Here is a 13922-nt window from a genome sequence, read left to right on the forward strand (position 1 = left end):
GGAACACGCTCCTGTCGTCGAAAGTGAATACGCCTGTGCTCGCGTCGAGCGGGCCGCCCGAGTGTTGTCAGCCCTGAACGTTCTCGGCGGCAGTGTTCAGCGCCGAGGCCACGTCGTCGAGGATGTACGGGATCGTCAGCACCGTCAGGCCACCGAACGCGAAGTTCTTGTCGGCACTGAGGGCCTCGGTGGAGGCGGTACGCCCCTGCGAAAGTACGGGCTGCGAGGCCACTGCGGGTTCGGCCAGGAACCCGGCGAGAGATTCCTTGTCGTACGCCACGACGAACAGCACGTCGGACTTCAGCAACGACGCCTGTTCGAGGCTGAGCTCGAAGTACACGGCGTCGGGATCCTTGGCCGGGTCGGCCTGTTGGATGGTGGGCTCGTTGACGAGACCGAGCTGCTCGAGGAACTCGACTCGTACGTCGTTGTCCTTGCTGACGGCGAAAGTGCCGGGTGCGTTGGGCAGCGCGACGGTGACCGTCTTGCCCTGCAGCGCAGAGTACTTCGTCGCGGCATCGGCAATCGAGCCCTCGACTCCGGAAACCAGGTCGGCGGCCTCCTTCTCCTTGCCCAGCGCCTTGCCCGCGATGGTCAGCTGGTCCTCCCACGACGTGGTCCACTGCTTGTCCGGGTACGCGACGACGGGCGCGATGTCGGAGAGCTTGTCGAACTCCTCCTGGCTCAACCCCGAGTACGGCGCGAAGATCAGATCCGGTGCGGCGGCAGCGAACTGCTCGACCGGAACCGCTCCGGTGCCGTCACCGGAGAGCAGCGTCGGCGCGTCGCCGCCCAGGTCGGCGAGAGCCTTCGCGTCCCACGGCAGAACGCCGCGTTCGTCCGCACCGTACTGGGCACCGTCGAATGTAGGCATCGCAACGGGTACGACTCCGAGGGCGAGAATCGCGTCCTGGTTCGACCAACCCCAGGTCGCGATCCGCTTCGGTGCCTCGGGGATCGTCGCGGATCCGAGTGCCGAGTCGATCGTGACCGGAAATGCGGACTCCTGCGCAGACGTCGTGGAGTCGGCGGCAGGCGTCTCCTCGGTGTCGCTGCTGCATCCGGCGGCGAGGGCGATGGTCAGCCCTCCGGCGAGCGCGATCGACGCGGCGCTCCTCATCCACTTCGTACGAACCTTCATCGTTCCTCGGAACCTCTCGACTCGACCACGCACTGACTGCGTCCACACCCGACCGGGCGAGGCGACTGACAAGGTAGCACTAATGAGGTTACCCTTGCCTCATTAGGCCGTTCTCGGACTCCCTGTCCTCCACGATTCGACACGCGGCCGACAGGGCCTCCCGCCAGAGCCCGGCCAGTTCCTCCACACCGTCGAGCACTCCTGCCGGCCACGTGTACGTCACACCGAGTACCGACGACCCGTCCTGTTCGTGCACGTAGCTGTCGACGACCAACGCATAGCCGCAGGGCGTCTCGGTGCCGGGCGTGGTGTCGAGACTGCTACGCAATCGGCTGGCCCCGAACGGACCGCCTGTCGCGGTGTCGAAACGGCCCAGATAATTGAATTCGATGTCGGCCGTGGGCATGTGCCGCAGCACCGCACCCGCCTCACCGCTGCACCACCGCAGCATGCCGTACGTCGACCCGTCTCCCGGCACCGAATCCCTCGACCGAGCCGCGTCCGTCGCGATCGTACGCAGAACCGATTCTGCGGCAACAGGATCGGACCGGTGCGACATCAGGGCGCGATGGTCGGTCGCGTCAGCGGTCAGGCGGAGCGGGAACACAGCCGTGAGCCATCCGACCACGGAAGAGCCGTCCACCCGATCGGACGCGATTCCCGACCGCCCGTGCCCCTCCACGTCGACGACGAACGACTGCGGACCCGCCGCACCGCTGTCCATCCACTCGACTGTCGCGGCCGCGAACGTTCCCAACAACAGATGTTCGACGGACACCCCGAGCCGCGGGCGGGCTGCGGCGAGAATCCGCGCGCTTTCCTGAGGGGAGAGCGCGAACGTGGTGGTGCGTACGCCTGCACCGGTATCGATCGACGGATCGACCGAACGCACCATCGGAACCCGTCCCGCCCCGTCGCCGACGCGTGTCCAGTACTCCAGATCGGCGAGCACCTCGGCAGAGCCGGCGAGGCGGTGGATCTCGTGCGCCCACTGCCGCATGGAGGGTCCGATCGGGCCGCGATCCGTCGACAACCGCTGCTGCCACGCAGTCGTGATGTCCGGCAGCAGTATTCGCCAGCTGACCCCGTCGACCACGAGGTGATGCAGCGTGATCAGGAGCTCGCCCGAGGAGTCGGTGTCACCGTGGTGGCGCAGCCACACCACATCGACCATCCGGCCGATCCGGGGATCGAGCCGACCACGTGCCGCGCGTGACTGGGCGGCAACACGTTCTGCGAGCAGCGATTCGGTGAGCCCGTCCACATACTCGGTACGGACCCACTCGGCCACGTCGGCAGTACCGTCCGGCAACACGGTGAACACGGCCTCGGAGCCGGGACGACGCTCGAAACTCGAATGCAGGATGGGGTGCCTGGCCACCACGAGATCGAGGAGCTCGATCAGCGAGTTCTCGGTCAGATCGGCGGGAGCCTCCAGCAACACCGCCTGCGAGATCTCGTCGACGGACCCATCGAGGCTGTCCATCCAGCGGAGGATCGGTGTCAACGGGACTTCTCCGTACGGCGACAGTTCCTCGACGCCGCAGGCCATCGGTTGCGCCGACTCCGCTTGCTGAGCAAGTGCTTCCGGCGTGCGCCGAGCGACGATGTGACGGGGCGAGACCGCCATGCCCACCGTCCGCAGCCGCGCCGACAACTCCATGGCCATGATGCTGTCGCCCCCGAGATCGAAGAAGTCGTCGTCCGCGGAGACCTCCGGCACATGCAGCACAGCGGCTACTGCGCGGCATATCTCCCGCTCGACGTCGGTGCGCGGCGCGCGCCCGGAACCGAGGGTCGGGACGGGGTCGGGTAACGCGGCCGCATCGAGCTTTCCGTTCGGCAGCACAGGGAACGCATCGAGCACGGTCACCGACGATGGAACCATGTACGACGGAAGGAGTTCGCCCAGACCCGCGCGCACGGCGCTCACGTCGATCGTCCGTCCCGGCGCAGCAACGACGTACCCAGCGAGGGTCGCCTGCCCGGTAGCGATACCCGACGTATGCACCAGCACCCGCGCGTCTGCGACGGCATCGATCTCTCGCAATCGACTTTCGACTTCCCCCACTTCGACGCGGTGCCCGCGGATCTTGACCTGGTCGTCCGCGCGACCGGCATACCTCAATGTGCCGGATTCGGTCCACGACACGAGATCCCCGGTCCGATAGAGCCGAGTACCGTCCGCGGCGAAGGGATCGGCAACGAAGCGGTGCGCGGTGCGCCCCGGCGCGTTGCGATACCCGCGCACCACGCCCGGCCCGGCCAAATAGAGCTCGCCGAGCGCCCCGGGAGGCGCGAGCCGAAGACAGGCGTCCAACACGTATGCCTTCAGGTTGGTCACCGGCCTACCGATCACGGGCTCGGGCGACAGATCCGTCGATGTGAACACCGCATCGACGGTGGCCTCGGTGGGTCCGTAGAAGTTGTAGGCGACCACAGATTCGTTCGCGCGCAACCTGTTCCACAAGTCGACCGATACCGCCTCGCCGCCGACCCCGACCGACGTGAGTGTGTCGATCGATCCCGACCGCATCATCTGTTCGAGCAACGAGGGTACGACCTCGATGAAATCCACCGACAGCGTTCGCAGTCGCTCGGTGAGTTCTCTCGGGTCGAGAACGACCTCGGGATCGATGAGATGTACTGTGTGCCCGCCGAACATCCACAACTGCGGTTGCCAGGATGCGTCGAAGGCCATCGACCAGGCATGCGCCACGTTCAGAGTGTCCGTGCCCGCGCGCGCCGCCGTCGGCAGATGCACGCTCTCGCGATGGGAGTGATAGAGATTCGCCAGTCCTCGGTGCGGTACCGAGACTCCCTTGGGCACACCGGTCGTACCGGAGGTGTAGATGAAGTACACCGGGTGGTCGGGATGCAATGCGGACCGACGCTCGGAATCGGTGACGGCAATCCCGTCCGTCGACGACGGCGTCAGGGCCTCGACCGCCGACGCCGTCACCGTGATCACCGGCTGCGCATCGTCGAGAATCTGCCGCGCGCGTTCGGTGGGCCAGTTCGGGTCGATCGGGAGGTAGGCGGCCCCGGACTTCATGACCCCGAGGATCGTCGCCATCGTCGTCACGGTTCGTGGGGCCTCGACGGCCACGATATCTTCCGCGCCGACACCGAAACCGAGGAGCCATCGCGCAATTCGATTGGAGACGCGATCGAGCTCGGCGAACGTCAGAGCCGTGGCGGCGTCTGCAACAGCAACGGTGTCCGGTTGCAACGCGACGCGGTCGGCGAACAGGTCCACCATCGTCCCGTCCGGATACCGACGCTGCGAGCCGGCGTACTCGGTGCGGAGAATCCGAGTCGTCGTCTCGTCGACGAGAGACAGTGCGGCGATCGGCGGGTCGCCTTCGTCGGCGAACGCACCCAACACCGAGGTCAGTGCGGACGCCACTGCGCGGGCGCGAGCCACGGGCACCGAGTCGCTGCGGTATTCGACCACCAGCCGCATCCGTTCGCCCGGATGGACCGTCAACACGAGCGGGTAGTGCGTCACTGTGTGGAATCCGGCGACCGACACCGAGAAGTTCTCGGCATCGACACCCGAAGTGTCTGCAGCAGCGAAGTTCTCGAACACCACGAGTGTGTCGAACAGCGTTCCCCGCCCGACGGCCTTCTGAATGTCTGCCAGGCCCACGTGATGATGTGGAGCCACGGCGATCGAGAAGTCCCGCAGACCAGCGAGCACGGTCGACAGACGTGCATCGGGTCCGACGTCGACACGGACGGGAACGGTGTTGATGAACAGTCCGACCATGTCTGCGACGCGATCGAGGTCGGTGGGACGCCCCGAGACCGTCGAGCCGAACACGACCGACGGGGAATCCGTGAATGCCGAGAGCACCACGGCCCATGCTGCATCGACCAGTTCGCTCAGCGTCGACGATCGACGACGCGCCGACTCGATGAGCCGAGCGGTATCCTGCGCACTCCACTCGAGGTCGATCTCGTGCGCCTCGGAACGTACCGACGACGATGCCGATGCCGATGCCGACGCTGCCACCATCGTCGGTGCCACGTCCGCGCCGAGCGCGCGACGCCACGCGTCGACGGACGAGTCGTCGCGGCCCGCGAGCCACCGCAGGTAGTCGTCGAACCGCGCAGGTTCCGGCAGTGCCAGGCCTCGGTAGAGCTTGAACAGCTCGGTACCCACAGTGCCCATGGACCACCCGTCCACGAGAAGATGGTGGACGGTCAGCACCACCCGGTGACGATCGTTCCCGCAGTCCAGCAGCAGAATTCGGACGAGCGAGTCCTGCTCTATGTCGAACGCACGCCTGTCCTGGTCGATCAGGTCACGGGTGGTAGGCGATGTCGGATCGTCGACGACATGACGGCGGAGTACGACTCGACCCGTATCGCGGATCGCGACGGTCGCCCCGGTGCTCAACGTCAGAAAGCGCGAGCGCAGCGCTGGATGACGGTCGAGGAGCGCGTCGAGTGCGCCCTCGAGACGTCGCGGATCCAGCAGCCCGTGCACCTCGAATTCGGTGGCGATGACGTAGATTTCCTCCACTCCGTCGCCCGAGGCTACGGACTGGAATGCCAAACCCCGCTGCAGCGGAGTGGCCGGGCGAGCTGCCTCTGGATCGATTCCATGAGAGCGCAATTCGGCTACATCGGCATCGGTCAGCAGCGCTACCGAACTGTCGGGCCGGTCGACGATCGCAACGGCCCGGGCGCTTCGGCCCCGCTCCACCAGCCCTGCGACCGTCCGACACTCGAAGACGTCTGCGGTGGTGATCGGAAGTCCGGCGGTGCGCGCGTGATGGACGAGGGTGATGGCGGTGATGCTGTCGCCGCCGAGCGAGAAGAAGTCGTCGTCGACGCCGATGGACTGGGCGCTCTCCGCACGGGTGGTGTCTGCGAACAGCGCCGCGAGCGCTCGCTCGTCCTCGGATGCAGCCGGTCGCGATCGGCTGGGACCACCGTCGGGTATTCCGCACTCCTGCAGAACTTTTCGATCGGCCTTGCCGTTGGGGGTTCTGGGAATACTGTCGACGGCCACCCAGAATGCGGGCACCAGATAGTCGGGAACCCGGCCACGAAGCGCCTCCCGCACCGACGCGGTGTCGACCGAGTCGGGAGTCACGTAGGCCACCAGCACACCGACGCCGTCACCGTCGGACACAGCGACCACGGCGCACTCGTCGACCGAAGGTTCACTGGCCGTCCAACTTTCGACCTCACCCAGTTCGACGCGATGGCCTCTGATCTTGACCTGACGATCGTCTCGACCCAGAAATACCAGGACGCCGTCGACGAGACGGGCACGGTCCCCGGTGCGGTACATTCGCGCGCCATCGCCGCCGGGATCTGCGACGAAGCGAGTCGCGGTCTCGGCCGGTTTCCCGGAGTATCCGCGGGCGAGCTGCACGCCCGACACGTACAGGTCGCCAGGAACGGCGTTCCGAACCGGGCGTAGCCGAGAGTCGAGCAGCCGCAGTGTGGTGTTGTCCACCGAGGTTCCGATGACCGCAGGGTCGCCGTCGACCCGCTGGACGGCGACGTCGCCTGCGACTTCGGAGGATCCGTAGGAATTGTCGATCGTGGCGTCCGGCGTCACCGCTCGGATCACGTCGATCATGTGGTCGGTCAACGGTTCTCCGCTGAGTATCCAACCGGTCACCGAAGCGCAGGCCGACGGCGCCGCAGCGGCCAGCGCGGCAGCCAGAGAACCGATGGCGGTGACCTGTTCGGCACCGGACCGTCCGATGAGCGAGGCCACGGCACCCGAATCGCCGTACTGGTGATCCTGCGCGAGTACCACACGTTGGCCCGCGAGAATGCCGGTGAGCAACTCCGTCGCGCCGTCGATGAACGCCAGCGAACTCTTGGCAACTCGGCTGCCCGGTCTGCCCCACCGCGTCACCGCCCACTGCAGCCGGTTGGCCAACGCGTTCCTGGTGCCGACCACACCCTTGGGCGTTCCGGTCGAACCCGACGTGTACACGAGATAGGCCGCGCACTCACCCGGGACGCTGCGACCGAACGGCGGCGTCCAGTCCTGTTGTCGTACAACGGTATCGACGCGGACCGCAGTCTCCATATCCGTCAGTGCCGCGGGGGTCGCATCGTCGATCAACAGCAGGTCGTGCCCGGAATCGGACAGAATCAGTTCGATCCGCTCACGCGGGTAGCGAATGTCGACGGGTACGAACGCTGCGCCGACGTCGATGGTCGCCAACAGCGCCGCCACCATGTCGAGACCTCTGCTCACCGCAACAGCGACGCGGCTTTCGACACCGATGTGGTGCACACGCAGCAGTGCGGACACCTGTCCGACCCGCGTGGACAACTGCCCGAACGTGATGTGCTCGCCGCCGATCAGCAGTGCCACGTCATCGCGGGACTGCTCGAAACGCGCTGCCAGAGCGGTCTCGATCGGCACCACGGTTCGGTCCGGTCCGACGCTGCGCCCCTGGCCATGCGGGGCGGCCACCAGTCGAGTGACGTCGATGTCCGACACTGTCGTCATCCGATCGAGCATCTCGACGAACGTCTCGGCGTACATGGCGGCCTGCCGCCGGCCGACAGCGGCCTCGTCGTGCAGTACGAACGCCCACAGAGCAGGATCGGGGCCCACGATCAACGCCATCGGGAAGCTCATGTGCGCACCCAGCACCGTGATCTCGTCGACGGTCCCGCTCGTCTCGGGTATCGGTGCGGGATAGTTCTGGTACACGACTATGGTGTCGAACAGCTCTCCGCCGCCGACTGTTCCGGCGATGTCGGACAGCCCGAGGAACCGATACTCGTCCAGGTCGAGGTGGTCTGCCTGCACGCGTGCGAGCATCTCGGTCGCCGTTGCAGCCGAGTTCCACCGCAGGCGGACAGGCACGGTGTTGAGCAGCAAACCCACCATCGCCTCGGCACCATCGAGATCGAACGGCCTCAGCGACGTCGCCATCCCGAAGGCCACATCGTCGGAACCGGTTCTCGCCGACAGCATCGCCGCCCAGGCTGTCTGCACGACGACGTTCGTGGTCACGCCGGTACGACGCGCGTATTCGGACACCCGCTGGGCCAACGCATCGTCGATATCGACGTCCAGGCGCGAGCGCGTGCCCGCGCTGGACCCATTCGCTCGGTCCCCGGCAACGAGAGTCGCGGACTCGAACCCGTCGAGGTAGTCGGCCCACCGCTGACGCGCAGTGACGTTGTCCTGCAACGCTGTCCACGCGAGATAATCGCCGAAGTCGGGTGCAGGCGGCAACCGCGCCCCCTCGCCCGATTCGTAGAGAGCGATCAGCTCCCTGACGAAGATGGCCTCGGACCACCCGTCCATCAGCGCGTGATGGTAGGTGATCAGAACTCGCGGGGCGCGCGCAGAAGTGGAGTAGGAGAAGCGAATCAGCGGCTGCTCGAAGAACGCGAACCCGACCGAGCGGTCTCGTCGGAGATGATCATCCCACTCGTCGTCGACGGCCGTGACGACCGGCGTCGACGCGCGCGGTACCACCCAGACCAGATCACCGTTACGGCGTTGCCGCAGCAGCGCTCTGATGTTCGGGTAGCGATCCAACAGCAGTTCGAGGGCACGATCGAGCCGGCCGCGTTCCACCGCGGCGGACAGGTCGAGCACCGTCTGTGACAGGTACGGATCCTGCGCTCGCTCGGCGAGCGTCGATTGCAGGTACATCCCGACCTGCAGTGCGGTGAGTGGGAGTACGGCGGCGATCTTGGACTGCGACGTGGCCGCGGTATCGGTCGTCATGTCTGCTCACATACTGCTTTCGAATTCGTCGAGCTCGTCCTGGGACAGTTCCACCGTGGCGGCGGCGTGGACAGCGGGGCGTGCGTCGGCGTCCGGTGTGAGCTCCGCCCCGAACATTCGCACCGTCCGCTTGCGCATCACCTCACGCGGTGCCAGCGGAATCGAGGCCTTTCGCGCCCGCGATGCCACGGCCAGGCAGGTGATGCTGTCGCCGCCGAGCGCGAAGAAGTCGTCGTCGATCCCCACGCGTCCGACACCCAGAACCGCCGCGACGATCTCGCACAACATCGTTTCCACCGGCGTTCGGGCCGGTACGAACGTGCCTCCGCCCACGGCGTCGACGGTCGGAAGAGCCCGCACATCGAGCTTGCCGTTGATCGTCATCGGAATGCGTTCCAGGGCAGCGAACAACGTCGGCACCATGTACTCGGGCAACGTCGCTGCCAGCCGGTCTCGAATGGAACCGAACAGCACGGACGTGTCGGTCGTACCGCCGTCGCGAGGAACGATGTATGCGGCCAGGGCGCGAGTACCACTCCCGATCTGCACCGTACGCACCACCGCGCCCACCACACCCTCGCATGCGGCCACGGCGCGTTCGACCTCTGCGGTCTCCACTCGATAGCCGCGAATCTTCACCTGGTCGTCCGCGCGACCGAGGTAGTCGAACAGACCGTCGGCTCGAATGCGAACCAGATCACCGGTGCGGTACATCCGTGCGCCCGGAGTCAAGGGGTCGGCCACGAATCTCGTTGCCGTGTCGCCGAATCGGTTCACATAGCCCCGCGCAAGACCGACACCGGAGAGGTACAACTCCCCCACCGAACCGATCGGGACCGGCCGTAGCCACTGGTCCAGGACGGACGCACGTGTGCCCAGGATCGGCGAACCGATGGACGGCCCGACGCTGTCCCTTGTTCCGGTACCGAGCGCGTTGATCGTGTACTCGGTAGGCCCGTACAGGTTGTAGCCGATGCCGTCGAGCCGACTCCACAGTGCATCCGGTACCGCCTCACCACCCAGCAAGACCAGGGGAATTCGATGTCCGTCGCGTTCGTCCAACAGTCCGAGATCGAGCAGATGTCCGGCATACGTGGGCGTCACGTTGACCACGTCGATTCTGTTCTGCTCGCAGTAGTGAGCCAATGCCTCACCGTCGCGGCGTAATTCCTCGTCGCAGATGTGTACCTCGTGACCTTCGACGAGCCACAGCAACTCCTCCCACGACATGTCGAAGGAGAACGACACCGTGTGTGCGATCCGCAGGGTGCGGTCTCCTGCCACGGCGACGGTGGGAGCGAAGATCTCGTTCCGGTGATTGATCTGCATGTTCGTCAGACCGCGATACGGAGTGACGACGCCCTTCGGTGTTCCGGTCGAGCCGGAGGTGTAGATGACGTAGGCGGGGTGCTCGAGTCGGCCGACGGTGCCGGACGCGAAACCGACCGACGCGGTGGCCGCCTCGACTTCCGACGCGTCGATGTCGTACGCCAACTCTGTTGCGACCTCAGGGGAGTCGACGACCATCCGTGTGGCGGTGGTGGCCAATCCCCGGCTCTCCGTGTCCACCGTCGACACCAGAACGGCCGGTTGCGCGTCGGCCAACATGACGTCGAGACGCTCTGTCGGATGGTCGAGTTCGAGGGGCAGGTACGCGGCACCGGTACGCAGCACCGCAAACAGGGCCACCACCATCTCCACCGATCTCGGCAGAGCGAGGGCCACGATGCGTTCGGGAGCGGCACCCCGGCGAAGCAGCGCCAGTGCGCAGGCGTTCACCCGCCGGTCTAGGTCGCCGAAGGTCAGCCGCCGGTCTCCGAACACCAACGCGATGCCGTCGGGAACGGCCGCGGCGCGTGCGGCGAGCAATTCGGCGATCGTGTTGTCCTGCAGTCGCTCCGATCGGCCGTCGAACTCGTTCTCGACGACACTCGGCATGTCGCCCGGGGCAGACGGCCAGCGCGAGATCGGCAGATCGGGCTGCGCTGCAACGGTATAGAGTGCCGATGCGAACGAGTCGAGCAGCGATCGGGCACGCTCGTCGTCCACAGAATCGGGTAGATACGTCACCGACAGGTTCAGTTCATCGCCGGGATCCACTGCGATGGACACCGGGAACTCGGACCCATCGACGGTCGAGATGTGTCGCACGCGGCGCTCGTTCCCCGCCGACGTCGATTCTTGTCGTCCCGCAGGCCCGGCAGCGTTACGCAGGACGAGCAGGGTGTCGAACAGAGCCCCCGCACCGATGGCCTGCTGAATTCCACCGAGACCGAGGGTGTCGTGCGGCATCAGGTCGAGACGCTGATCCTGCACGCGCGCAGCCACATCGGTGACCGAATCGAATCCACCTGCCGTCACCCGGATCGGCACCGTGCTGATGAACGCGCCGATCGCGGTGTCGGAACCGGCCACATCCATGGGCCGACCGGCGACGGCGGTACCGAACACCACATCGGACCGCCCCACCACACGCATCAACACACTCGCCCAGGCCGCTGCGAGAACCGTGAACAGAGTCGAACCGGATCGACGTGCGTGCAGATCCAGCGCGTCGGACACCGCTGCCGTCACTCTGCGTTCGATCCTGCGGGGTGAACCGTCCCCGCGGGTGGCCTCCGCGGCCACCGAGGTCGGGCTGTCGATATCGCCGAAGTACCGCTGCCACGCCTGCTCGGACTCGGCACGGTCGCGAGAAGCCAGCCAACGCAGATACTCACGGTAGCCGTGGTCCGGCGGAACGGGCGTGCCGTTCTCGTCGTGCTGCTCCAGGACTCGAGCCACGAGCATTGCCGAGGATCCGCCGTCGAAGCACCCGAACCAGTAGGTGGTCAACAGTCGGTCGACCCCTCCGGGAAGGTGCACCAGGGTGACCCGAAACAGTGGCGGCGCAGCGATGTCGAACGAGAGCGCCCGGTCGTCCGCGAGAATCCGGCTCCATCGATCGTCCACCTCGCTCGCCGGGCACGCACGGAGATCCACCACCGTCAACGGTGCCTGCACCGCAGAGAGCACGACCTGGGCCGGCGCGGTGTCGTCCGGCGTCACGAAGGCCGTCCGCATCGCCGCGGTGGTATCGACGACCGATTGCAGAGCTCGCCTGATCCTGTCGTCGTCGAGGACGCGGTCGACCTCGACGACGGTGCGGACGGTGTACAGCTCGGTGGCATCGGCGTCGACACCTACCTGGAAGACGAGCCCGAGCTGCAGTGGTGACAGTGGCCAGACGTCGTCGATGGATCCGAATTGCTCCCTCAACGAATCGAATTCGGCGGATTCGACGTCTGCGAGTGGGCCGCGGCTCGCCTCGGGTGCGGCCTCGTCGCCTCGGGCACGCCGCAACCGCTCCTGCACCAACCTACGTCTGACGTCGTCGAGATCCATGGGTTCCTTCATCGAGTCGGCTGCTGTTGCGTGCACTGTGTGACGAGCAAGGACTTGTCCACTTTGCCGATGGCGGTGACGGGCAGCGATGTTCGTGTCACCACGCGATCGGGCAGTTTGAATCCGGCGCAGCCGGCCGCCGTCAGGAAGGCCCGCACGTCGGCGACGGTCGGACCACTTCCGTTCGGCACCACGACTGCGCAGACACTTTCGCCCACAGCGGCATCGGGCACCCCGATCACCGCGACCCGCGCTACTGCAGGATGGGTGAGCAGCAGGTCTTCGAGCTCGTCGGCCGCGACGTTCTCGCCGTTTCGGGTGATCACGTCCTTGATGCGACCGGTGACGACGAGATGGCCGGACTCGAGCTCGCGCACCTGATCCCCACTGCGATAGAACCCATCAGGGGTGATGGCAGTCGTATTATGTTCTGCCGCAGAATAATAGCCATTGATGGTGTAGGGGCCCCGCGTCAGCAATTCACCGACTTCCCCGGGCGATACATCGTTTCCGTCCGCATCGACGACGCGCACCTCGTCCAGATGGGACAACGGCCTGCCTTGCGTTCCGATCACCACTTCCGGGCTGTCCTCGGCTCGGGTGTAGTTCAGTAGTCCTTCGGCCATGCCGAACACCTGCTGCAGCCGGCATCCGAGCGCGGGCTCGACCAGCTTGGCGACCTCCGGTGCCAGCTTCGCTCCCCCGACCTGCAACAACCGCAAGCTGGACAGGTTGGCATCCTCCCATTCCGTTGCCTCGCACCACAGATGAGTCAACGTCGGAACCAGCGCCGTGATCGTCACGCGATATCTCTCGATCAGCGCGAACGCGTGGTCCGGGCTGGCACTGCCGGAGAACACCACCGTTGCCCCTACCCCGAGGGCACCGAGCAGCCCGGGGCATGCGAGCGGAAAGTTGTGTGCGGCAGGGAGAACGGCGAGATACACGTCCTCGGGACCGAGAGCGCAGACCTCCGCACTGGCCCTGGCGTTGTATTCGTAATCGTTGTGCGTACGGGCAATCAGCTTGGGCAATCCCGTCGTGCCACCGGAGACCAGCAGTAAGGCAGGATCGGTCGGCCGGGCGCGCGGAAACTGTCGGGGCACCCCGGCCACCGCGGACAGAGAGGTATGGGACCCGCCGCCGTTCGATTCGGGTCCGGAACTGTCGACGAAGACGTGCCGAACACTCGTCACCGACGCGAGGACCTCATCGGCGAGTTCGCAATAGTCGAAGTCGCCGTCCCGATCGGAGATCACGTACGCCACCGCCGATGCGGTGGCGGCGAGATGGGTGATCTCACGTCGGCGATGTGCAGGCAGCGTCAGCACCGGAACTGCTCCGCATTCGAGCAAGGCGAACAGCACGACCGCAAAGTTCACGGAGTTCGGCAATTGCACGACCACCCGGTCGCCCGGTTCGATGCCGCGATCGGCGAATCCGGCTGCGACGCTCCGCACTCGTCGAAGCAGCTCGTCGTACCTCAGCTCCGTGCGATCGTCGACGACGGCACTCGAAGGGCCGAACTGCGTCGCCCACGTTGCGAACACCTCCGGAAGGGTTTCACCTCGCCACAACCCGGCGTCGAGGTACCTGCGGGCACGCTCGTCGTCGAACGGCACGAAACCGTCGACGTCGGTTTCCGGCTCGGCAAGTTCGGTCATG

General features: G+C 66.1%; 4 protein-coding genes. All 4 read right to left on the minus strand.

Annotation, left to right across the window (positions count from 1 at the left end; translation table 11 throughout):
• Positions 1-67 precede the first annotated feature (67 nt).
• The 4 genes from AB0P23_RS19480 to AB0P23_RS19495 all read right to left on the minus strand — a co-directional run bounded on the left by AB0P23_RS19480 (position 68) and on the right by AB0P23_RS19495 (position 13921).
• Positions 68-1141, minus strand: coding sequence for an ABC transporter substrate-binding protein (locus tag AB0P23_RS19480; RefSeq protein WP_027495815.1), 1074 nt, complete (start codon positions 1139-1141; stop codon positions 68-70).
• A gap of 88 nt (positions 1142-1229) precedes the next feature.
• The gene (locus AB0P23_RS19485; protein WP_363798876.1) at positions 1230-8873 is read right to left on the minus strand and encodes an amino acid adenylation domain-containing protein; all 7644 of its coding nucleotides are present in this window, start codon (positions 8871-8873) and stop codon (positions 1230-1232) included.
• A 6-nt stretch (positions 8874-8879) separates the two neighbouring features.
• A complete protein-coding gene (locus AB0P23_RS19490) occupies positions 8880-12269 on the minus strand; it encodes an amino acid adenylation domain-containing protein (protein WP_287452885.1) in 3390 nt (1129 codons plus the stop codon).
• Positions 12266-13921, minus strand: coding sequence for an AMP-binding protein (locus AB0P23_RS19495; protein ID WP_032374039.1), 1656 nt, complete (start codon positions 13919-13921; stop codon positions 12266-12268). Before AB0P23_RS19495 ends, AB0P23_RS19490 begins: the two co-directional genes overlap by 4 nt.
• Position 13922 lies beyond the last annotated feature (1 nt).

Source organism: Rhodococcus sp. NPDC077669 (assembly GCF_040686915.1).
Taxonomy (GTDB): domain Bacteria; phylum Actinomycetota; class Actinomycetes; order Mycobacteriales; family Mycobacteriaceae; genus Rhodococcoides; species Rhodococcoides fascians.